The 23,286-nt window shown below is 68.9% G+C and carries 16 protein-coding genes; 4 read left to right on the plus strand and 12 right to left on the minus strand.

Annotation, left to right across the window (positions count from 1 at the left end; genetic code table 11):
• Positions 1-693: NAD-dependent epimerase/dehydratase family protein (locus tag ON19_RS11515; protein ID WP_306307041.1), on the plus strand; the 693-nt coding region annotated here is incomplete at its 5' end.
• Between the two features lie 6 nt (positions 694-699).
• On the opposite strand, the gene ON19_RS11520 is transcribed toward ON19_RS11515, so the two are convergent.
• The 11 genes from ON19_RS11520 to ON19_RS11570 form a co-directional block, all read right to left on the minus strand.
• Positions 700-1,845, minus strand: a complete 1,146-nt coding sequence (locus tag ON19_RS11520; RefSeq protein ID WP_051168754.1) for a MarP family serine protease — start codon at positions 1,843-1,845, stop codon at positions 700-702.
• Positions 1,846-1,987: 142 nt separating this feature from the next.
• A complete protein-coding gene (locus tag ON19_RS11525) occupies positions 1,988-4,696 on the minus strand; it encodes a fumarate reductase/succinate dehydrogenase flavoprotein subunit (protein WP_043690023.1) in 2,709 nt (902 codons plus the stop codon).
• Positions 4,693-5,433, minus strand: coding sequence for an ABC transporter ATP-binding protein (locus ON19_RS11530; RefSeq protein WP_051168755.1), 741 nt, complete (start codon positions 5,431-5,433; stop codon positions 4,693-4,695). Before ON19_RS11530 ends, ON19_RS11525 begins: the two co-directional genes overlap by 4 nt.
• Entirely contained in the window at positions 5,430-6,287 is an 858-nt protein-coding gene (locus ON19_RS11535; protein WP_043690025.1) for an ABC transporter permease, read from the minus strand. The genes ON19_RS11530 and ON19_RS11535 overlap by 4 nt, the downstream gene beginning before the upstream one ends.
• On the minus strand, positions 6,284-7,708 hold the full coding sequence (locus ON19_RS11540) for an ABC transporter substrate-binding protein (protein WP_043690027.1): 1,425 nt from the start codon (positions 7,706-7,708) through the stop codon (positions 6,284-6,286). The genes ON19_RS11535 and ON19_RS11540 overlap by 4 nt, the downstream gene beginning before the upstream one ends.
• A gap of 12 nt (positions 7,709-7,720) precedes the next feature.
• Positions 7,721-7,948, minus strand: coding sequence for a 4Fe-4S dicluster domain-containing protein (locus tag ON19_RS11545; RefSeq protein ID WP_043690033.1), 228 nt, complete (start codon positions 7,946-7,948; stop codon positions 7,721-7,723).
• On the minus strand, positions 7,949-8,704 hold the full coding sequence (locus ON19_RS11550) for a GntR family transcriptional regulator (RefSeq protein WP_043690139.1): 756 nt from the start codon (positions 8,702-8,704) through the stop codon (positions 7,949-7,951). It abuts the gene before it with no gap.
• A gap of 236 nt (positions 8,705-8,940) precedes the next feature.
• A complete protein-coding gene (locus tag ON19_RS11555) occupies positions 8,941-9,936 on the minus strand; it encodes a 1-aminocyclopropane-1-carboxylate deaminase/D-cysteine desulfhydrase (RefSeq protein ID WP_043690034.1) in 996 nt (331 codons plus the stop codon).
• Positions 9,933-10,544 (minus strand): QsdR family transcriptional regulator, encoded by a 612-nt coding sequence (locus ON19_RS11560; RefSeq protein WP_227954877.1) that lies wholly within the window; start codon positions 10,542-10,544, stop codon positions 9,933-9,935. Before ON19_RS11560 ends, ON19_RS11555 begins: the two co-directional genes overlap by 4 nt.
• A gap of 46 nt (positions 10,545-10,590) precedes the next feature.
• On the minus strand, positions 10,591-12,384 hold the full coding sequence (locus ON19_RS11565) for an acyl-CoA dehydrogenase (protein ID WP_043690039.1): 1,794 nt from the start codon (positions 12,382-12,384) through the stop codon (positions 10,591-10,593).
• Positions 12,385-12,592: 208 nt separating this feature from the next.
• Positions 12,593-15,430: a helix-turn-helix transcriptional regulator gene (locus ON19_RS11570; protein ID WP_043690041.1), complete on the minus strand. Its 2,838-nt coding sequence runs from the start codon at positions 15,428-15,430 to the stop codon at positions 12,593-12,595.
• A 180-nt stretch (positions 15,431-15,610) separates the two neighbouring features.
• On the opposite strand from ON19_RS11570, the gene ON19_RS11575 reads away from it, so the two are divergent.
• Positions 15,611-16,768, plus strand: coding sequence for an epoxide hydrolase family protein (locus ON19_RS11575; RefSeq protein WP_043690044.1), 1,158 nt, complete (start codon positions 15,611-15,613; stop codon positions 16,766-16,768).
• Between the two features lies 1 nt (position 16,769).
• Here the strand turns inward: ON19_RS11575 and ON19_RS11580 are convergent, their stop codons facing one another.
• Positions 16,770-21,656, minus strand: a complete 4,887-nt coding sequence (locus tag ON19_RS11580) for a CHAT domain-containing protein (RefSeq protein WP_043690047.1) — start codon at positions 21,654-21,656, stop codon at positions 16,770-16,772.
• Between the two features lie 150 nt (positions 21,657-21,806).
• Between ON19_RS11580 and ON19_RS11585 the strand changes: the two genes are divergently transcribed.
• Together ON19_RS11585 and ON19_RS11590 are read left to right on the plus strand one after the other, a co-directional pair.
• The gene (locus ON19_RS11585; RefSeq protein ID WP_157229668.1) at positions 21,807-22,001 is read left to right on the plus strand and encodes a hypothetical protein; all 195 of its coding nucleotides are present in this window, start codon (positions 21,807-21,809) and stop codon (positions 21,999-22,001) included.
• A complete protein-coding gene (locus tag ON19_RS11590; RefSeq protein WP_051168757.1) occupies positions 21,998-22,741 on the plus strand; it encodes a hypothetical protein in 744 nt (247 codons plus the stop codon). Before ON19_RS11585 ends, ON19_RS11590 begins: the two co-directional genes overlap by 4 nt.
• Positions 22,742-23,286: the final 545 nt, after the last annotated feature.

The raw sequence follows: 23,286 nt of genomic DNA on the forward strand, positions 1-23,286 counted from the left end.
TCGGACGCGAGCCATAAGGGGGCCGCGAACACCCAGCGCCGCAGGCGCTGGAAAAACAAACACAGCCCCGCGAACACGCCGTGCCGCAGGCACGGCAAAATCAATACAGTGCGCATCTTCCTGGCCGGTGCGACCGGCGTAATCGGAGTCCGCTTGCTTCCGCTGCTGATCGAGGCGGGGCACGAGGTCGCGGGGATGACCCGGTCGGCGGCGAAGGTCGACCAGTTGCGGGCGGCGGGCGCGGAGCCGGTGGTGTGCGACGTCTACGACGCGGATGCCCTGATCGCCGCGGTGGTCGGGTGGGGCTCCGAAATGGTGATGCATCAGCTCACCGACTTGCCGGACGACGCGGCGCTGCTGCCGGAGCGGGCCGAGGCGAACGCGCGTATCCGCACCGAGGGCACCCGTAATTTGATCGCCGCCGCGCGGGCGGCCGACGCCAAGCGCTTCCTGGCGCAGAGCATCGCCTGGGAGCCGCCCGCGGGGCGGGGCGCGGTGATCCAGGAGCACGAAGCGGCCGTGCTCGACTTCGACGGCGTGGTGGTGAAGTACGGCCAGTTCTACGGGCCGGGAACCTATTACCAGACCGAACTTCCCCCGCATCCGCGTGTGCACGTCGACGATGCCGCGGAGCGGACGATTCCGCTGCTCGACGCGTCGAGCGGTGTGGTGATCGTCGCCGACGCGTCCTGACGCAGGTCAGGAGGCGCAGGGGCCGGTGTCGACGGCCCGGTCGGATCGCCACGAGTGGTCGAGACGATCGAGAATCTCCGGCAGGCTCGTGGCGAATCCGACGCTGCTGTTGTTCTCGTCGACGCCGAACACGATGCCCAGCACGCGGCCGTCGCGGTCGACGAGCGGTCCGCCCGAGTTCCCGTGCTGGATCGAGCCGTCCAGCGTGTAGATCTCGCGTTCACCGAGACCGGTGCGGTAGATGTCGCGCACCTGGCGCGCGGCCCGGCTGCGCACCCGGGTGGCGGACGCGGTGTAGGACCCGCCCCTCGGGTAGCCGAGCGCGATCGCGTCGGCGCCGGGCCCCGCGGCTTCGGGCGCGACGGTGAGGGCGGGCGCGGCGAGGCCCGGGACGGCGAGCACCGCGATGTCCATGATCGGATCGAACTGCACGACGATCGCGGTGAGCGGCCCGTTCGCGGCGTCGACGGAGACCTTGCTGGATCCGGCGACGACGTGGGCGTTGGTCAGCACTCGTTCCGGCGCGATGACGAATCCGGAGCCGGATTGGCGCACGCCGCAGGTCGGTGCCAGGTCCTGGACGCGAAGCACGCTCGGGCGCAGTTCGGCGGGCAGCGGCCCGTCGACGATGCCGGGGTCGGGTGGCGCGAGCGGCCGGGCGAGCCCGGCGTCCACGATCGGCGCGGTGAGCACCTCGGACAGGCCGGACAGCCAGAACGGCGCGATCTCGTCGACGGTCCGCACGGTCGCCGAATCGCGCACCAGAGTGGCGGATTCCATCGGCGCGGCGAACAACCACACCACCAGGGGGACCGCGAGCGTATGCAGAACGGACCCGCAGAGCGCGTCCGCGCGTCGCGTGACGGGATCGGAAACCGCCGCACTCGCGGCGCGTCCGGCCCGGTGCCCGGCGATCGCGCCGAACGCGACCAATCCGACGATCACCGTCAGCGCGAGCAGTAGCCTTACGGCGCCCGGGGAAAGGTGGCCGAAAGCCGTCGCGCAGAGCGCCGCGCCGAGAATCGCACCTGCCAGGGCGCCCGCGAAACCGGGCAGTCCCACGATCGCGCCGCGGCGCCAGCCGAGCACCGCCGCGGCCACGAGGGTGCCGAGCACGGCGAGATCCAGCCAGTTCGGCAAGGTCAACGCCATACTCCCGTCGCTGCTGATGAAGAACGGCGACGGACTCGTCGTCGGCCGTACCGTCGCCGCCCGGCTATAACCCGGCTAGCGAGTCGGCAACGGTCGAGCCGCTAATCTAATCAGCTATTCGAGCTGCGGCAACCATGTTGCTCTACGCCGTGGGCTGGGTGGCCAGCGCTCGCCGGGCATACGCGCGCACGTCGGCATCGGAGTCGTCGATCGCGGTGCGCAGCGCGTCGTGCGCGGCGGGCAGCTCCGGCCACGCTGACAGCGACAATACCGCCGCCTTTCGGACGTCGAGATGCGGATCGTTCAGCGCCACAGCCAGGATCGGCACCGCGAGGTCCGGGTCGGCGCCTGCGAGCCCGCGCGCCGCACCCACCCGGATCTGCCAGGCCGAGTGACGCAAGGCCTCCGCCAGCGCCGTGACATCCGCCGAACCGGCGCCCAACTGGGCGAACGCGGTCAGCGCCGCGGCGCGAACCAGCGGGTCCTGGTCGTCGGCGAGGCGACGGAGAGCCTCGACGCCACCGTCGCCGATGGCGGCCAGGCCCTGGGCGACGGCGATGCGCACTTCCCGGTTGGCGTCGGCGGCTACGGTGGCGACGCCGTCGCGGTCGTTCAGCGAGACCAGCGCGCGGACCGCCTCGATGCGCACGCGATGGTCCGTGTCCGCCAGTGCGGCGCGATACTGCGCCGAGTCGCCCGCCCGCAGGGCGCGCAACAGATCGAGCACGGTGGATCGCACGATCGGGTCGGCCGAACCGAGCCGGTCGGAAAGCCCGATCGCGGAGGGCAAGACCTCGACGAGTTCCCGCAGGCTCGCCGCGGCCGCGCGCCGGACCGCGGCCGCCTCGTCGTCCAAGGCGTCGCCGAGGGCGGTCGCGAAACCCTCGGGGGTGTGCTCGGTGAGCACCGAGATCGCCGCGGCTCGTACGCCGGCGTCCGGATCCGTCAGATAGGCCGACAATTGCGCCACGGTGGGCTCGTCGAGCGCGAGCAGCGCGACGATCCTGGGCGATGGGGGAGTCGCGGGCTGTGCAGCACCGGCTCCGGCCCGATCCTGCTCAGCGGCGACGCCGGTATGCGGCGCACGGCCTGCGATGTGGTGCGGCTGGTGCACCGGCACCGCTTCGGCATCGGCCGAGGGCAGGTCGTCGAGCCCGGGCACCGGAACCAGGTACGGCGCCACCGGCCGTTTCAGGAACGCCATGGTTCCGTCGGGGTTCTTGCGCAGGTTGAGGTGGTATCGCCATTCGACATCGTCGCGTTCGGGTAGGTCGGCGCGCTCGTGGTAGAGGCCCCAACGGGATTCTGTCCTGGTCAGTGAGCTGCGGGCGGCCATCTCGGCGCAGTCGCGGATGAACGACACCTCCACCGCGCGCATCAGCTCGTGCGGGGTGCGCGCGCCGATGCCCTCGATCTCTCCCCGCATCCGGTCGAAGGTCTCCACCGCGATGGCCAGCTTCGTGGCCGTCTTGGGCGGCGCCACATAGTCGTTCACGAAACGGCGTAGCTTGTATTCGACCTGCGGCTGCGGCGGCCCGTCCGGATGGCGCAGCGGGCGGTAGATCAGCTCGTGCGCGTCGGTGAGCTGGTCCTCGGGCAGCTCGGCCGGGGCCGTGACCTCCTCCAGCGTGGACGCCGCGTGCGCGCCGGCGAGATCTCCGAAGACGAACGCGCCGATCATGTAGTTGTGCGGCACGCACGCCAGATCGCCCGCCGCGTACAGGCCGGGCACGGTGGTGCGCGCGTGCTCGTCGACCCACACGCCGGAGGCGGAGTGTCCACTGCACAGGCCGATTTCGGAGATGTGCATCTCGATGTCGTGGGTGCGGTAGTCGTGGCCGCGGTTGGCGTGGAAGGTGCCGCGGGTCGGGCGCTCGGTGGTGTGCAGGATGCCTTCGAGGGTGCTCAGCGTCTCGTCGGGGAGGTGTGAGACCTTGAGGTAGATGGGCCCTCGGGCGGATTCGATCTCCCGCTTGACCTCGGCCATCATCTGGCCGGACCAGTAGTCGGAGTCGACGAAGCGTTCGCCGTCGGCGTTGACCTGGTAGCCGCCGAAGGGATTGGCGACGTACGCGCAGGCCGGGCCGTTGTAGTCCTTGATCAGCGGATTGATCTGGAAGCACTCGATGCCGCTGAGTTCGGCGCCCGCGTGGTAGGCCATCGAGTAGCCGTCGCCGGCGTTCGTCGGATTCTCGTAGGTGCCGTACAGGTATCCACTGGAGGGCAGCCCTAGCCTGCCGCACGGTCCGGTCGCCAGGATCACCGCCTTGGCGCCGACGGCGACGAATTCGCCGGTGCGAGTGTGCAGGGCGGCGGCGCCGACGGCGCGTCCGTTGTCGGTGAGCACGCGCACCGGCATGAGCCGGTTCTCGATGCGGATCCGCTCGCGCATCTTGCGCTGGCGCAGCACGCGATACAGCGCCTTCTTGACGTCCTTGCCCTCGGGCATGGGCAGCACGTACGAGCCGGAGCGGTGCACCCGGCGCACCGCGTACTCGCCGTACTCGTCCTTCTCGAACTTCACGCCGTAGCGCTCGAGCCGCTGCACCATGGCGAAACCACGCGTCGCGGTCTGGTACACCGTGCGCTGGTCGACTATGCCGTCATTGGCCCTGGTGATCTCGGCGACGTAGTCCTCCGGTTCGGCCTTGCCGGGGATCACGGCGTTGTTCACGCCGTCCATGCCCATGGCCAGCGCACCGGAGTGCCGCACGTGCGCCTTCTCCAGCAGCAGCACGTTCGCGCCCTGCTCGGCCGCGGTGAGCGCGGCCATCGTGCCCGCGGTGCCGCCGCCGATGACGAGGACGTCGCAGTCCAGCCGAATCCGTTCCGACAGCGGCGGAATGTTCACAGTCTCTCCAAGATCTCGGCCTTCGTCGCGGACCGATCGATCGCGTCCCGCGGGCTGGGCACCGGCACCAGCGCCCGCAGCGTGCCGCCGCCGAGCACCGCGATGCGGTCGCCGAGCAGCAGGGCCTCGTCGAGATCGTGGGTGACGAAGACGATGGTGGTGGGGTGGGCGCGCCAGGTCTGGATGAGCAGGCGCTGCATGGTTTCTCTGGTCTGGGTGTCCAGTGCGCCGAACGGCTCGTCCATCAGCACCGCGCGCGGCGCGGCGGCCAGGCTGCGCGCGAGCTGGACGCGCTGGCGCATGCCGCCGGACAGGTCGCGGGGCAGGTAGTCGGCGTATCCGGTGAGCCCGACCTCGTCCACCCAGTGCAGGGCGGTGGAGCGCCGCTGGGCGCGGGGTGTGCCGCGCAGGCGCAGGGCGAGTTCGATGTTCTGCCGCACGGTGCGCCACGGCAGCAACGCGTCGTCCTGGAAGACCAGGGCGCGGTCGGCCGCCGGGCCGGTGACGGGATCGCCGTCGGCCAGGATGGCGCCCCCTTCCGGGACGCGCAGTCCGGCGATCGCGCGCAGCAAGGTCGACTTGCCGCACCCGGATTTGCCGACCACGACGAGGATTTCCCCCGGCGCGATCGCCAAGTCCAGTCCGTCGAGCACCGGTTCGCCGCCGAAGGCGATCCGGACGCCGGTGAGGCTCAGACGCATTCCGGTCGATGCCGGTGCGTCGATCATCGTGGTCATGCTTCGACCTCCCTGGGCAGCCAGCGGGTGATGCGGCGGCCGGCCAGCTCGACCAGCCCCGATGTCGCGAAACCGAGGACGCCGATGGTGATCATGCCGACGAACACCGCCGGATAGTCCACGATGGTGTACGCCTGCCAGGTGCGGTAGCCCACGCCAAGGCGCCCGGAGATCATCTCGGCGGAGATCAGGCAGATCCACGCCACGCCGACGCCGACCGACAGTCCGCTGAAGACGCCGGGCAGAATGCCGGGAACCACCACGCGCGCGAGCACGTCCAGCCGGGACGCGCCCAGCGTGCGCACCGCGTCCTCCCAGATCGTGGGCAGCGCCCGCACCGCGTGCCGGGTGCTGACCAGCACCGGGAACAGCGACGCGGTGAAGGTGATGAACACGATGCCGGACTCGTCGCTGGGGAACAGCAGGATCGCGACCGGAACCAAGGCGATAGCCGGAATCGGCCGGACCAGTTCGGCCAGCGGGCCGAAGGTGTCGGCGAGCATCCGCGACCGGCCCAGGCCGATGCCCGCGAGCACGCCGACCACCGCGGCCAGGCCGAAGCCGGTGACGATCCGCAGCAGCGACTGCGCGATATCCAGGTAGTACTGGTCGGCGCGCAACTGCGTGCCGAATTCGGCGACGATCTCGGTGACGGTGGGCAGCGTGTCGAACCGCAGGCCCGCCCGCACGTTGTTGACCGTGAGCAGCTGCCACAGACCGACCGCGACGGCGACCGAGGCGACCCGCAGCAGGCGCGAGCGCCATGCCGACCGCGGGGCCGGGGCGGCGTCCGCTCGGGTCGCGACGGGTTGCGCCGCGGCTCGCACGGCCGGGGCGGTGAGTTCGCTGGTCATCCGCGTACTTCCGTGACGGCCTGGTCGTAGGTGACCGGAATGGCGGACGGATGCGCCTGCCGGTAGCGCTGCGCGGCGGCAGCGGTGGTGAAGGGCAGGTAGGCGGCGCCGTCACGCAGCCAGATCGACTTGTCGGCGAACCACCGCGTGCCGAGTTCGGTATCCGGGATGTAGGCGGCGCGGATCGTCTTACCCTGCGCTTTCGCGGCCTGGATCGCGCGCAGCAGGCAGGTCGGGTCCGCGGCCGGTTGCGGCTTCGGCGCGCCGTCCAGCCAGAGTTCGCCGGCCAGTACGGGGTTCTCCGCCGCGGTGCCGCAGACAGGGTCGGTGCCGGTGACCCGGGTGGGGTTGGTGGTGGAGGCCAGATCGCGGTCGTAGTCGCGGCCGGTCTCCGCGAACGCCTTGCGCAGCGCGGCGTCGTCGACGAACCGGTCGATGTCCAGCTCCGCGAAGTCGCCGATCGACTTCAGGTACGCCACATCACCTTTGAGCGCCGCGCTCAGGCTCGTCTTGAGCGTGGTGTCGAAACTCGTTCCGCCGGGACCGTTGTAGAGGTACACCACCTCCTGGGGCAGTCCGGACCCGTCGGCGACGATCTTCGCGGCCTCGAACGGCTTCTCCTGCAGGAACTGGGTGGCGTCCAGTTGTGCGCCGAGGAACGCCTGGAGCACCTCCGGGTGATCGGCGGCGTACGCGCGCCGGGCCACCACGCCGTGGAAGGTCGGCACGCCGAGTTCGGCGCCGTCGTAGAGCAGCTTGGCCTTGTTCTGGAAGACGACCAGACCGGGCCACGCGACGAACTGCGACAGCGCGCCCACCTGGCGGGACTCCAGGGCGGTCGCGCCGACCTGCGGCTGCTGGTTCAGCACCTCCATGCCCTTGGCCGGATCGATCCCGGCCCGCGACAGCGCCTGCACCAGCGTGCCGTGCCCGGCCGAGCCCACGCTGGCCGAGATCTTCTGCCCGGCCAGGTCGCCGATGCCGGTGGCGGCCGAATCGTTCGGCACGACCACCATGTTCAGCGCGCCCTTGGGGTTGTACCCGGTGACCGACACCAGTTCGGTGCGCGCGCGCTCGTTGGCTTGGGTGCGGGAGCCGTTGATCAGCAACGGGTAGTCGCCCATCGATCCGATGTCGATCTTCTCGGCCACCATTTGCGCGGTGATCGGCGCGCCGGTGTCGTAGTCCTGCCACTCGACCTGGTACTTCGCGCCGCCGTTGTCGGTGATCTTCTGTAGGCGCTGCTCGAGGTAGCCCTGCGCGCGCAACAGGGTTCCCGCGGTGACGGTGTTGATGGTCTTGGACTGGTAGCCGACGACCACCTTGACGGTGCCGGCGGGGGTGGCGTCGGTCTGCTCCAGCGAGCACCCGGTCAGCGCGAGGGCGGCGGCGAGCAGGACGGGGACGAGTTTTGCTTTCATCGGTCTTCCAGATCAGCGGAGCAAGTAGGGCATATTGACGGTGACGGCGCCGGTGGGGCAGCGGGCCGCGCACGGACCGCAGTACCAGCACTCGTCCACGTGCATGAAGGCCTTGCCGTTGTCGGGGTTGATGGCCAGCGAGTCGAGCGGGCAGATCTCGACGCACAGCGTGCATCCCTGGATACACAGCGACTCGTCGATGGTGACGGGGATGTCGGCGCGCTGGTTCACGAGTGCCATCTAGAGGACCTTCCATTCGGGAGTGCTGCGGGTGAGGCTGCCGCGCATGGTGATGCGGTCGCCGCGCATGCGGATGTACTCCAGGTCGACCGGGCGGCCGTCGTCGAGCCGGGTCAGTCGTTCCAGCATCAGCAGCGGCGCGCCGCCGGGGACGTCGAGGGTGGAGGCGGTGTGCGGGTCGGCGGGCACCGCTTCCAAGGCGAGGTCGGCCGAGCCGAGCGAATGGCCGCTGATGCGTTCCAGCAGGACGAAGACGTCGGTGTGCTCGAGGTCGTGGCCGAGTACCTCGGTGCCGATGTCGGGCACGAGGTAGGTCAGGTCGAGGCTCAGCGGCAGATCTGCGAGGTAGCGCAGGCGCTCCAGGTAGACCACGCGCTCGCCCGGTGCGAGACCGAGCCTGCGGGCGACGGCGGGCGGTGCGGCGACGTGCATCGCCGCGCGCACCTCGTTGCGCACGGTGCCGTGGCCCTTGAAGGTCTCCTGCAAGCCCAGCAGCGCGTCCAGGCCGTGGTCGTACTTGCGGGTGGCTACCCGGGTGCCCACCTTGGGCGCCCGGTCGATCAAGCCCTCGTCCTTCAACAGCGCCAAGGCGTCGCGGACGGTATTGCGCGAGGCACCGTATTCGGCGGCGAGTTCCTGTTCACTCGGCAGCGCTCCGTCGAAGGCGCCCGCGTGCAGTTGGTGGCGCAAGATGTCGGCCACCCGCCGCGCCTGATCGGCGCGCAATTGCCGCACCGGCGTGGGTTCCGCTGCCACTTTCTCCGCCTTACTGTCGCTGACCTGCACGAATAGCGACGATAACGGGATTGCGGCCGTGGATTTGCCGGCGTCGGCACCGACGAAAATCAGGGGATGTTATTGCGCCGTGTGCTTCGCGGCCCGACCTGGCGATATGCGCGGCGGTCCGGCCAATACGCCACATAGGACGCGGGCGGCCGAATTTCGATCACAGCGATTCGAAAGCGGGGTCGCGCGGCCCGCGCGGTGCGAATCTACGGGCGCGGACCGTAAGTATTGAGGAACAGCACCGGCCCTGCGCCGAAGACGCCTGCCTGGTCCAGCGAGAGCAGCGCGGCGAGCGCTTTGGCGGTGTAGACGGTCTCCAGGTGTAGTCCGGCCTGTGCGGCGCGCTGCTCGGCTTCGCGGGCGGCGGGTGTGGTGTGGCCGTAGCCGGGGCCGAGCCAGTCGGTGGTCATCGTGACGTCCTCGGGCCGCAGCCCGGTCGGCGCGAAGCGCGCTCCGCGGGCGCGCAGCAGGCGCTCGGTCCGTCCGGCGAGGCGGACGATGTGCTGTGCGTCGAGGGGGAGCGCGTCGTTGACGACGACGCCGACGACGCGCGTGCGCAGCCCGGCCAGCCGCAGGCCGAGTGCGAGGCCGGCGGCGGTGCCGCCGGATCCGACGGCGGTGACGATGTGCCGGGGCTCGGGGAGTTCACCCGCGGCGACCTGGGTCGCGAGTTCACACGCCGCCTCGACGTAGCCCAGGGCACCGACCGGCGACGACCCGCCCGCGGGCAGCAGGTACGGGCGCTTGCCCGCACTGATGCGGCGCAGATACAGCCACGGTGCCGCGAGGATCGTGCGCAGTTTGCTGTGTGTGAAATACAAAGTGGCGCCGGAGTTCTCCAGCCGCCGCAGCTGCGCGCGCACGTGGTCGTCGACCGGCTGGTCGACCAGGGCGAGCGCGGTTTCGATGCCGTGGGCGCGGCCGTACAAGGCCGTGGCGAGTCCCCAGTTGGTTCCGGTGCCACCGACCGTGAGGATGGTGCGCGCACCGCGTCGCCGCGCCTCCGGCAGCAGCCATTCCAGCTTGCGGACCTTGTTGCCGCCCCATCCGCCGTCGCCGTATCCGCTCTCGTCCTTGCACCACAGCTCGGCCGTGGTGCCGAGGTCGCAGCGGCGTACGGGCGTCGGGGCGGTGCCGAGGCGGACGAACGGCAGCGCGTCGGCTACCTCGGGAAAACGCTCGTGCAGCAGCGCGCCGGTCACGGCGTGATCGCCTCGGGGATGCCCAGCAGCGCCGCCTGGACCTCGTGCAGCCGGTCGACGTCGCCGCGGATGCCGGCGACGTTGTCGTTGTACAGGAACGCCTCGCCGAGCCGGACCAGTGCGTAGGCCAGCAGCGCCGGTTCCAGCGGCGGGGCGTAGCCGTCCTCCTCCGTGGCGCGGACGATCAGCTCCCGGACCGTGCCGACGACCAGCGGCTGGACCGGACCGTCGCTCGCGGTCAGGATGCGCAACCCGGACAGCGGCTCGTTCTCGAAGTAGCGCCGGAACGGTTCGTTGTCGGTCATCCAGCGGTTCACCCGGTACAGCACGTCCAGGATGCGGCGCCCGCCGGTGGAACGGCGGCGGGCGTCCGCGCGGGTGAGCAGCGCCTCGAACTCCCCGGCCAGGACCGCACCGAGCACCCCGTCGCGGGAGCCGAACCAGCGGTAGACCGACGCGCGGCTGAGCCCGAGCTGCCCGGCGATCGCCTGGATGTCCACGCGCTCACCGGACAGGAACGCCCGGCGAGCGAGCTCGATGACCTGTTCCCTGGTCGCGGAGGCCGGTCGGCCGGGAGGGCGGGTGGTCCGCTGACTGGAATCGATCACCGCAGAATGATACATCTTCGGTGCGGTGTATCGAAACGGGCTGTGTTCAGAACCAGGCGTCCTGCATCTGCAGGGTAGTCGTGTCCAGTCTGGCGAGCAGATCCAGTGCCGGTGCGGTCTTGGGCAATTCGAAACGGTAGAAGTATCGGGCCGCGTGCCGCTTGCCGTCGTAGAAGTCGCCGGTATGGTTCGCGGCGGCGCGGAACTGTTCGAGCCAGATCCAGGCCAGGACGGTATGCCCGAACGCTTCCAGGTACACCGAGCTGTTGGCCAGCGCGGCCTCGATGTCGCCGGAGGCGAACAGCCCCGCGGTCACCTCGACCAGCCGCCGCCACGCCGAATCCAGTTGTGCGGCAAGTTCGGCGGCCTCGCCGCCCGCCGCCCGCGCGGCGGTGATGGTGGCGTCGACCCTGGCACCGAGTGCGAGCAAGCCGGCGCCGCCCTGCTGGGTCACTTTGCGTCCCAGCAGGTCCAGGCCCTGAATGCCGTGCGTGCCCTCGTGGATCGGGTTGAGCCGGTTGTCCCGGTAGTGCTGCTCGACGTTGTATTCGCGGGTGTAGCCGTAGCCGCCGAGCACCTGGATCGCGAGGCTGTTGGCCTCCAGGCACCACTGTGAGGGCCAGCTCTTGGCGATCGGGGTCAGGATATCCAGCAGCAGGGTGATCGCACGGCGGTCCTCCTCGGAGTCGGCGGTGCGCTGCTCGTCGACCAGTCGCGCGCAATAGAGCACCAGCGCCAGGGCGCCTTCGGCATAGGACTTCTGCGCCAGCAACATGCGCTTCACGTCGGCGTGCTCGATGATCGGCCGCTGCGGTGCGGACGGGTCGGCGGGGAGCTTGGCGCGGCCCTGCGTGCGCGTGCGGGCGTAGTCGAGCGACTCGAGGTATCCGGTGTAGCCGAGCGCGGTGGCGACCAGGCCGACGCCGATGCGCGCCTCGTTCATCATGTGGAACATGTAGGTCAACCCGCGATGCGGCTCGCCGACCAGGTAGCCGACCGCGCCGGGCGCGCCGCCCGGCGTCCAGCGGCCCTCGCCGAAATTCAGCACGGTGTTGACCGTGCCGCGGAAGCCCATCTTGTGGTTGAGCCCGGCCAGGGCGACGTCGTTGCGTTCGCCGATCGCGCCGTCGTCGCCGACCAGGAAGCGGGGCACGACGAACAGCGAGATGCCCTTGGTGCCCGCCGGTCCGCCGGGAATCTTGGCCAGCACCAGGTGCACGATGTTCTCGCCGAGTTCGTGATCGCCGCCCGAGATCCACATCTTGGTGCCGAACAGGCGATACGTGCCGTCGCCCTGCGGTTCGGCGCGGGTGACGATGTCGGCCAGCGACGAACCGGCCTGGGGCTCCGACAGGCACATGGTGCCGAAGAAGCGGCCCGCGAGCATGGGCTCGACGAACTTCTCGACATGCTCCGGGCCATGGGCGATGAGCAGATTCGCGTTGGCCACGGTGAGGAACGGGTAGCCCGCGGTACCCGGGTTGGCCGCCTGGAACCAGGCGTAGCTCGCCTGCGCGACGGTCGCGGGCAGCTGTGCGCCGCCGAGCTCGTAATCCATTGCAGCCGAGGGCAGTCCCGCTTTGGCGAAGGCGGCCAGCGCCTGCCCGACCTCCGGGATGATGGTCACCCGTTCGCCGTCGAAGGTGGGTTCGTTGGCGTCGTTGAGCTTGTTGTGCGGCGCGAAGTACTTGGTGGCGAGCTGCTCGCTGAGGTCGAGCACGGCGTCGAAGGTTTCCCGCGAGTGCTCGGCATACCGCGCGCGCTTGGTGAGCCCCTCGACGTCCAGCCATTCGTAGAGCAGGAAATCGAGATCGCGCCGGGACAGCAAGGTCGACCGCATCAGCCCGTCCTTTCGAGACATGTTCGACTTACTGTATCTTACGGATCGGACGCCGGGCGTAGGACCGGTATTCCCCGCCTGATGCAGGCCGAGGTCACTCGGCGAGATCTTGCCGGAACCGCCGAGCGCATCGCACACCGCTTCGGTCGTGCCACCGACAGGCCGAACTCCAGCGTGACCGCGGCGCCCGGTGCTCCGCGATCGACTGTCATCCCGCGGTCCCCAGCAATCCGCGTTCCCGCGCGATCGCCGCCGCCTCGGTGCGGCTGGACGCGCCGAGCTTGGTGAGGATGCGCGAGATGTGCACGCCCGCGGTGTTGGCGCTGATGAACAGCTCGGCCCCGATCCGACGGTTGCTCGCGCCTGTTGACACCAGCCGTAGCACCTCGAGTTCCCGCGGAGTGAGGCCCGCGGTGCTCGCGGGTTGGGCCGTGGCCGGCCGGTCCCCGGCGTCGGCGAGCACGATCCCGGCGCGGTCGGCAAGCTGCCTGGCTTGCTCGGCGAGTGGCGCCGCCGCCAATTCGTCCGCCAGCTCGAGAACGGATCGCAGTGCGTCGCGCGCTGCCGTGCGATCGCCCGCGGCAAGTTCCGCTTCCCCGGATTCGAGCAGACTGCGCGCCAGCTCGTACGGCTGACGCAGGGTGCGCCAGGAAGAGACCGCCGCGGCCCAGTCGGCGGCACGGCCACTGCGCACCGCGTGGCAGGAATTTCGGTATGCGGCGTCGACCGCGGTGGTCACCGGCAGCTTTGCCGTGACGGAACCGAGAACCATCGGGGCGCAACGCGTTCGGGCGACCGCGTCGGCCAGCGCCCACGCCTCGTGATGGTGCGCGCCCAGATCGTCGGCGGCCAACGTCGCCGCGCCGATCTCGGCGGCGCGCTGCGGGTTGCCCGCCGCGCGGGCGATCTCGGATTGCACGGTGTGCAGCCGGATCTGGTATTGCCTGGCCCACTTGCGATCTCCGAGCAAGGGCTGCGCGGTCGCCGCGCTCGTCGCCGCGGCGTCCGCGTCACCCCGCGCCAGCATGATTTCGGCATGGCACAGCAGCAGCGCGGCGGTGCTCAACGGCGGCAACCGCTCGGTCAGCGATTCGTCGATGAGATCGAGTGCCTCGTTCCAGCGACCGAGGGCGGTGAGCGCCTGAGCCCATTTGACCAGCAGGATCGGTGCGGCCTCGGCGAATCGATAGGTCTCGTGCGCGGCCCGCAGCCCCTGCTGGATCGCGGCGATGGCGGCCTCGTTGGCGCCTGCCGACACCAGCAGCGCCGACTCCCACAGCACCACGGTCAGCAGCGTCACCGGATCTCCCGCGGCCTTCGCGGCGGCGTGCGCCCGTTCGAAATGCGCCATGGCGACTTCCCGACGATCCGCGGTGGCCAGCCCGAGATACGCGTAAGCGCGCGCGGCCAGCGGCTCGGCCCCCAGCTGTTCGGCCACCTCGACGGCGGCGCGCGCATCGTTCTCGGCGGCAGCCGCCGCACCGCTGAACACGCGCGTCGCGGCGAGTTCGGCGAGCACCTCGCCGCGCAGCAGGCTCGGCCGGTCCGGCGGGAGGTATGCCAGCGCCGCGAGCAGGTCGTCTTCGCCACCGCTGCTGCTCTGATTGCGCAGTCCGGCGCGGTAGTGATGCAGCCGGGCGGCGCGCTCCGGGTCGGTGGCCGCATCGAGGGCCGACAGCGCCTCGTCCGCCGCCGTGATCCCCCGCTCGACGACGCCGCCGCGGTAGCACGCCGCCACGACTGCTTCTACGACATCGATCCGGTCGGCGTCCACTCGGCGCGCCGCTTCCGGCACTCGATCCCACAGTTCGAGTACCTGGTCCAGGTGCCGCACCTGCACGCGTTGTGCGCCGACGCTCTCCGCGTTCGCCGCCGCATCCCACGCGGCCTCGAGTGCCAGCGGCAGCTCACCGGCGGCATACGCGTGGTAGGCCAGCTCGCCGGAGGGGCAGTGGTCCGAGTCGCGGTTCCGGCACGCGAGCAATGCGCGGGAAAGTGTGGTGTGCAGTCTTTTTCGTTCGGCCGGTAGGAGGTCGCCGTAAACGGCATCGCGGATGAGGACGTGCCGGAACTCGTAGCCGGTGTCGGTGGGCACCAGTAGCTGCTGGCCGACCAGCTTGTGCAAGGCTGCGGTGAGCGCGTCCTCGCCGAGATCGGAGGCGGCAGCCAGCAGGGAGTGCCGGACCGGTGACCCTGCCGCCGCCGCGAGCCGCAACACCGACGCGGCCTGATCGGGCAGGTCGGACAGATACCCGAGCAGAAGCTCCGACAGCTCGGCGGGCGTGGCCTCGGGTGCGGGACCGAGTGCCTCGACGAACAGCGGAATGCCCTTGCTGCGCTCGAAGACTCGCGCGATCGTCCCTGGTTCCGGCTCCCCGCCGCGCAGCGCGGCCAGCTGCCTGCCCACCTCGTGCCTGGTCAGTGGCGGCGGAGTAAGCAGGCGGACACCCTGGTCGCGGCGCAGGCCCGCGATCAGCTTGCGCAGCGGTCCGGAATCGGCAGGCCGGTAGGTGCCGACCAAGAACAAATCTCCTCCGGCGAGGTTTGCCACCAGGAAAGCGAGCAGTTCCAGGCCGGCCTCGTCGGCCCAATGCAGATCTTCCAGCACCACCACCAGGGGTTTTGTCATCGAGAACTGTTCCAGCACGGTCAGGATCTCACCGAACAACCGGATCCGGTCGGTTTCGGGCTCCGCCGCGCCCGCCCGTGCGGCCAGTTCGGGAAGCCAGCGCGCCAGCGCGGGTTCGGAGACCGGAAGCAGCGCCGCGAGTCGTTCCACGCCCTGCTCTCGCAGCAGTGCCCGCATGACCGCCACGAACGGTGTGAACGGCAGCCCCTTCGCGCCGAACTCCGGACACCGTCCGGACAATACCGCCGTGCGGGCGCCGAGCCGCGTCGTGAACTCCGCGACCAGCCGGGACTTGCCGATGCCCGCTTCACCGCCGACCAGCACGGTATGCACCGCCGGATCCCGATAGGCGTCCTGCAATGCCGCGAGTTCGGCGGCCCGCCCCACGAAGGCGCCGCATACGGGAAGGCTGACCACGGCGCGATCATGCCCGTACCGAGCGCTCGGCGCCAGCCGCGAGTGGCACACCACGGAGAGCTCTTCTCGGCCGATGCCGCAGTGGTGTGCCACTCGCGGGTTCGGTGCCGGTGGAGCCGTGTGCGGAATAACGAATTCTCGTGATTCGGCGGCCGCCTCTTTACCCGAAGTATCGAGGGTATGACGAACACCGAGATTCGACCCTTCCGTATCGACATCCGGCAGGCTGACCTGGACGATCTGCGCCTGCGCCTGGCCCGCACCCGTTGGATCGACGATCTGGCCGGTACCGGCTGGGAACGTGGTGTGCCGACTGCCTACCTGAAGGGTCTGGCCGGCTACTGGGCCGAGAAGTTCGACTGGCGCGCGGCGGAGGCCGAGCTGAACGCCTATCCGCAGTTCACCACCACCATCGCCGGACAGAACGTGCACTTCCTGCATGTGCGCTCGGCACAGGACGACGCCACCCCGTTGCTGCTGCTGCACGGTTGGCCCAGTTCGGTGGCCGACTTCCGCGATGTGATCGGTCCGCTCACCGACCCGGCCGCCCACGGCAACCCGGACGCCCCCGCCTTCCACCTGGTCATCCCGTCGCTGCCCGGCCACGGTTTCTCCGGTCCGCTCACCGAGCCCGGCTGGAACGACGGCCGGATCGCCGCAGCGCTCGCCGAGCTCATGGCCCGCCTCGGCTACGACCGCTACGGCGTGCACGGCGGCGACCACGGCGCCTTCATCGCCCCGGCCCTGGGGCGGATCGACACCGAGCACGTACTCGGTGTGCACGTCAACGCGCTGGTCACCTTCCCGACCGGGGATCCCGCCGACATGGCCGCGCTCACCGACGCGGAGAAGGCCCGCCTCGGCGCGATGAAGAAGTTCCAGGACGACGGCTCGGCCTACATGAATCTGAAGGGCTCACGTCCGAACACCATCGCCCAGTTGCTCGCCGATTCCCCGGCCGGCCAGCTCGGCTGGATCGTGGAGAAGTACCGCGAGTGGACCGATCAATCCCACGACCTGCCCGAACAGGCCGTCGACATCGATCGCCTGCTGACCACGGTGAGCATCTATTGGTTCACCGATACCGCCCGCAGCGTCGCGAACCTCTACTACGAGCGCTTCCACGATGCGACCATGTTCGCCCCGAAGCCGAAGGGCACCGTGCCGACCGGCGTGGCGGTGTTCAAGGACGGCGACTACGCCATCCGCCGCTTCGCCGAGCGGGCACACACCATCACCCACTGGTCGGAGTTCTACTCCGGCGGGCATTTCCCGGCGCTGGAGGCGCCGGACCTGCTGGTCGGCGACGTCCGCGAGTTCTTCCGCACGCTCTGCTGAATCAGTCTCGCCGCTCCCACCACGGCGTCTCCGTCTCGTTCGCGATCCGTTGGTAGGTGGCGTCGCCAACGGTCCGGCGCACTATCTCGAGGAACTGGTCGTCCGGCAGCAACGCCCGGACACCGCTCATCACGGTCATGTCGCCGTCGTCGTACTCCTCGATATCCCTTGCCAGGACCTCGACCAGTTCGGGGTGCCGTTCCTGCTGCAGCAGCAGTCCCGCCAGGGTGGACCGGGCAAAGTGCCGCTCCAGATCGTGTGCGGGGGAGGAACCTTCGTTGAGCGAAAGCGAATGGAGCAGCCAAGTCTCGGCGGCGTCGCCCTCCTCGCGCTCGAGGGCGTCGCCGCCGAGCTTGCGGTAGCAGATCGCGCTCTCGAACGTCGACGGGCATTCCCGCGCCGCGAGTTCCAATCCTTGACTCCAGCTCCAGGATTCATCCACCTGTGCGTACCGGTCGGACAGATCCGCGAGTGCGTCGACCAACCTGAGCGTCATGGGATAGTTGTCCCGTTGTGCGTTGATCACGAATGCTCGGATTCCCGCTTCCATGGCAAGGCGGGGTTCCTGCGCCTCGGTGGCCAGGTCCGCGAGGGCGACAGCGGTTTCCACGGCCGCGCCCCAGTGCTCGCGCTCCACTGATTCCTCGTGTGCCCGGTGAAAGTGGTCCCACGCGTTCGACAGGTCGCCTTCCGCGTGCAGCACGCGGCCGATCAAGACATCGACCCGGTAAGGCGAATCCAGCCTCCGCAGGCGACGGTTGAGCAGATCGTCGAGCAGCGCACGGGCGTCGGGCACCCGGTCGTCCTCGAGCGCCCGCGTGATTTCGTGCTCCACCGCGTCGACGACGAAATCGCCCTCACCGATGACCCGAGCGAGATTCTGCATGCGTTGCGCCCGTTCCGAGGTATCCGAACTGGTCAACTCGAGTTCTTCGGAGAACGCGAGGGTGGATTGCAGCACCAAGGCCGCGAGCGCGTGCGCTTGGATGCTCTCGAAGATCGCGCGAGCCTCGTCGAGTTGATCTCGCACCTGCGCGCGATCTTCCGGCGTTTCGGCTTCGTCGCCCATATGGAGCGCGGTGAAGAACAGCAACATGCCGCGCGAGGGCAGATTGCCCGTCTTGTCCACGATGTCCGACAGCGCTTGGAGAGTGGACAGGAATGCGTCGTGATCATCACCCTCGATCGCGTTGATCGCCATGAGGCGCAGGATCTCCCCCTCGAACAGGGCACTCCCGCCCGTCGAGGCGAGCAGGTCTAGTGCGGTCTGTAACACCCGGGCCGCCTCGAAGGTGTCGCCCTGGAAGTTGAGCTCCACACCCGCGACGAAAAGCTTGACCGCCTGCACCGCGGGGTGGGCCGCGCTGTTTCCGTACCTCTCCGCCCGGGCGACCCATTCTCCGGCGGGAACGTCGTCCGCATCGGCGAACGACTGCATGGCCAGGGAAAGGCAGAGAAACGCGGACAAGGTGTCGCTGCCGATCAGCTCGGCCATATCCAATGCGCGGCGATACCATCCGGTTGCTCCGCGAAAGTCCCCTCGCTGCTTCGACAGGTCTCCGAGCAGGAGCAAGCTACGAGTTTCCGTCATACCGTCACCGATTCTCGCGGCCTGTAGCCGTGCCCGGCGCAGCGTCTCTTCGGCGAGGTCGATCTTCCCGCCTACCAGCTCGACGCTACCGGTGAGAAAGGTCGCCGCCGCTACATAGAACGGCATCGGGAAATCGCTCGACAGCTCTGTCGCGCGTCGGGCAGCCCGCTCCGCGTCGGCCGTGTTGCCGCGCATCAGGTGCACGGAGCCGAGCTGAAGCACCGCCATGAGTTCGGCTTCCGCGCCGACGATCTCGAGGAATCCCCTCGACTCCGGGAGTGCCCTCGACCTGGAATCGGCCCCGTAAGCGACCGTCTGGGCGAGCGACTGCACGCGTTGCAATCCCGACGCCGATCGACGCGAGGTGTCCGCTCGCCCGGCCAATTCCAATGCCTGACCGGCCAACCGCAAGACTCCGTCGAAATCGCCGGCCTCCCCGGCCACCGTGCTCGCCAGCGCACATCCGTAGGCCTGCAGGACGAGGTCTTGTTCGCCCTCGTTCTGGGCGAGGCTGTCCTCGATCAGTTCGATCGCCGCCGCGTGGTCACCGGCGCGCTGGAGGTAGGCGGCGACGACCAAGGAGCAGACCGCTTCGAGAATCGGATCGCCGGTTTCTCGCGCTACCTCGATCGCGCGGCGGCCTTGGGCAACGGCTTCCTGCGGCCTGCGCAAGATGCTGTACGCGGTACTGGCGGACAGGAGTGCTCCGCACCGTTCCGTGGCGGGGGTGCCGGCCCGGCGAATCAAGTCCCGGGTCAGCAGGATCACCTTCTCCGCGGCATCCGGGGTTCCTACGCTGAACAACGCGAGGACGAGTTCGTCCACCACCTTGGACGCCGCGTCCGGGCTGTCACCGCACAAGAGATGGTAGTGAATCTCATCGACGCAGGTCGCGTCGGACAACTCGAAGTCGTCCTCGTCCATCCGCCGATCTTCCCGCCACCGCCAATAGTTGGCCGCACGAAGGTGCGCGCGCCGGACGCCCTGGTTGCTCGCCTCCGTGAGAAACACCTTCACGGCATTCGGCACCGAATACACCTGGTTGTCGCCGTCCGGATCGAAACCGCTGTAGACCAGACTCCAGCTGAGCGCTGTTCGGAGCGCTCGCTCGCGCTGCTGCTCCAGCGGCGTGCGCCTACCGGCGGCGGGCTGCGTCATCGTGACCGTATGCGCGTGCGGCCGCTCCGCCGTGAGGAGGACGTCATCGACCGTCTCCGGGGCATCCTCCGCTGCCTGCCAATTCAGACCGACTCGGTCCACCGGCATCCGATAGACCGTGAGGCCGTGCACCAGTCGGCCGACCGGGTCGTCCGCGGTCCACCGCGCCACCACCCGGTCGAGCTCGCTGTCCACACCGACTTGCCGAAGTGCCAGATCCACCGCTTCGTCGACCGACACCTCGGAACTCGCGAGGAATTCGTCGATCCGCCGCAGCGCACCGGCGTGTCCACCGACCCAGTCGATGGACGCGCGGTTTCTCGGGTTGCGAGCCAGCGCCTCGGCGATGGCGGGCAGATCGAGGATCAGTTTGGCGGTCTCGGCGTTCGACAGTGGGCCCAGGAACCGCTGGTGCAGCCGCACGAACGATCCGGCGGCCGCGGACAGAGCCTTACGGCTGGTGATGATCAAGCCGGCATTTCTACCGCAGCTCGTCCAATGCTCGATGAATTCCGATGTTTCGGCATCCAAGCGGAAGTCCGAACTCGCGTCTTCGGTCAGGTTCGCATCCACACCGTCGAGTACCAGGGTAATCCGCTGTCGCGAAAGGACTTTGGACTGCATGCCGCCGAGCCTCCTGCGCCAGCCGTCCGTCGGATCGTCGTCCCGGGCCCAGGAGATGAAGGCTTCCCGGTGCGGTCCGCTACACAATTGGCCCCAGATGGAGTCGAGGATCCGGTCGGGGGAGTGATGGTCGGTGACCCAGGCGACATGGCCGGCGTCGGTGCCGAGGAGGCGAACGGTCTCACGAGCGAGTGCCGTCTTGCCGATTCCACTCAAGCCGGACACCACCACCCAAGGGTGGGGCGACGTCACTATGCCCACCAGTCCACGGAGTTCCGCACGGCGCCCGACGAAGTCAGGGCGACCGCCCACCGTACCGGGACGGGTCTGCGTCGCTTTCGCCAGCAACAAGCTTCGGCGTGGACGACTCGTATCGTGTGGCGCGAAGACCGTCGGGATGACCCACTCCGCGGCCAGCCGTGCGTTCGCGGGGTCGTCGGCGAATCGCTGGGCGAGTTCTCGTCGCGTCCGACAGAAGGTGTCCACCGGATCGCCGGTGGGATCCGCGGCCACCGCGCGGTAGAACTGGTGCGCCAGCGCGGTGGAAAACCGATCCGACACCTCGTCGGTCATGGCTACGGCGCCCGGCGCGCCGTGCGCGACCAACGAGGCCGCCAGCGCGGACGCCGCGTCCGAAGCATCGGCGCCGACCGTGCGCGCCGCGCGTCCGGTATGACAGGCCGACAGCATCAAGAAGGGCACCGCCCGGCCTTCGGGCAGGATGCGGGCGATGACACCGTCGGCGTCGATCAGGTCGTCATCGCCGGTCGCGGTCTCCAGACACAGATACCCCGGGATGCCGTGCGAGGAGATATGCAGAATGTCTGTCGGCCGCTCGGCCAGTGCCGCGCGGATCGCGTCTGCCGTCCCCCAATTGAGAATCTCGACATCGATCGCACCGGAGTCGATCGCCGGGGACAAGGCGGCCAGCACGTGCTCCAGCTCGGCTTCGTAGTTCAGCAACGATCCCCGCCCGTTCTCCGGTGAGGCGATCGCCACCACGATTCGAAAGCGGGTCGGCCGGTCCACGCTCGATGTCTCCGCGTCCGCCACCGCCGCGGGCGTCGTGCGCGTCACACCACGGTGCACGAATACCCCCGGGTGCAACCCCAACGGCTCGCGTGGCGTATGGCGCTCGGCGGCGTCCGGCAGGACGAGGGCTTCCCAGGGAAGATGGCTGAGCCGAGCCGATTCCGTCTCGATCGACAAATGGAACTCGTGGCCGAGCGTCGCCGCCTCGGCGAGCGTCGCCGCCAGCGCCACCCCGGCCTGTCCGTCCAGGAACGACTCACCCAGCGCCGTGCCGACCTCATGGATCAGGCTGGGACGGACCGAGTGCCGGGCGCGTTGCTCGGTCAGTTCGGCCAGCAACGAAGCCGCCTCGAGGGTCAGGCCGCCGACACTGTGCCGAAAAGTCGCATTGCCGGTATCCAATTGGACGAACGAATCTTCGATCCGCAGGACAGCCGCTGCCCGTGAGACGGAATTCGCCCGGCTGCTCGACTCGACCGACATCGTGCCGCCCCCTCCGTGAATCAATTGCGGCCGAACGGCTCGACACACAGTCATGCCGCGCTGCCATGTTCTCCATCGCATTGCTCGGGATGAACGTTTCATCGCCGCAACTATGTATCGCGGACCGCGCCGCCGTGTCACACTCTTCGAGTGCCCAATGATCCCATGGACGGTCCGGCCCAATCGGTGAGAATTATTCGCGGCCAAGTCTATTACTTGCCCGACGGGGCCGACGCGACGGTGGATTCCAACTGGATTCCCTACGGTCAGGTTCCCGATCTCGGCCCGATCGAGGTGACGAAGTCGCTGGACGACGCCCGCGATGGCACCGAGTCCTCCAGATGACCGGCACCGACGGCGGTGCGTCTGCTGACCGATTGCCCTCGCCCCTCGACGCGATCGCCGACATGCGCGCGGTCGCCCGATGGACGGTGGGTGCGGCCGCCGCCATCGGAGCGTTGCTGATCGGCACGGCGCCGCTCGCCGCACTGGGCAGACTGCACGGGACGTGGCATATCACCGCGGCGGTGGTGGGGCTCGCCATCGCGCTGATGGCCGTGTGCTGGGCGATCTGGGTGACCAGCGACGCGCTGACGCCGCCGGTCAGCACGTTGATGGACTTGGACGATCGCGAGATGACGCACCTGGCCGGGCTGGTCCGGCTCATCGCGCGGTCGCCCGAGAATTTCTTCGGCCCGAACGGAACGCGCGTGGCGGACCTGCAGCAGCAGTCCGAACTGCATCAACGCATCGCCGGCGAGGTCGCCCGTGCGATGGCCGTCGAGGACAGGCCGCACGAGCGTGCCCTGCTGGAACTCGCGTTGCAGGACGCCAGGGCCAATATCGCCTACTACCGTGGGCTCCGGACCAGGTTGTTGGCTTTGATCCACGCTTGGCACGTCCGGCATCTGTTGCGCAGAGCGCGCATTCACACACTCATCGCTGTCCTGATCGCGGGGGCCGGGGCGTGCGCGTACCTGATCGCCACGGTGGACAGCAAGCCCGCTGAACAGCCGAAACCTCGAGCCGTCGAGCAACTGGTCGGCGGGGGTCCTACCGCGACCATGGCGGCTGCCGACGCGTAGAGCGTCGTCCACCGCGAAGGCGAGAAACCCGTTCTGGGTGGACAAGAACCTCCCGCAGCCGATGTCACGTGACGCGCAAGCGGATGAAAAGTGCTATGGCTGAACGCTTCCGAGTGGATCGCTCGCACATCGGCCTGTCGGCAAGATCTGGTACGCGATCCGGCGATCGCCGCATGATTCGACCCGGCATCGCAGATTTTCGCGAAATCGAGCACCGCCGAGATGAATCGAGGCAGGTTCTGCTTCCGCTGCCGCCGATTGTGTGCTGATCGATCGCCGGCAGGTCACTGATGGGTGGGTAAATTGCATGCACACCGGTCGGTTGGGAAAGGTGCCACCTAAGGTGGAAAGCAAACTGTCCGATGGTTTCCACCCCCGGGAAGAATGGGTCGTTAATTGCCCGATCGGTTTTCCGTGAAATTGCGGGAGTCGTGTCAGGCTGGGGTACGATTGCTTCGTGCTTCTCTCGCGGTAGCGGGTGGCACAGTCATTCGGGGAGATCAGTTTCAACATACTGCCCGGGATGTTTCCCGGTTTATTTTCGT

Origin of the sequence: Nocardia abscessus NBRC 100374 (assembly GCF_000308455.1) — a bacterium.
Lineage (GTDB): Bacteria > Actinomycetota > Actinomycetes > Mycobacteriales > Mycobacteriaceae > Nocardia > Nocardia abscessus.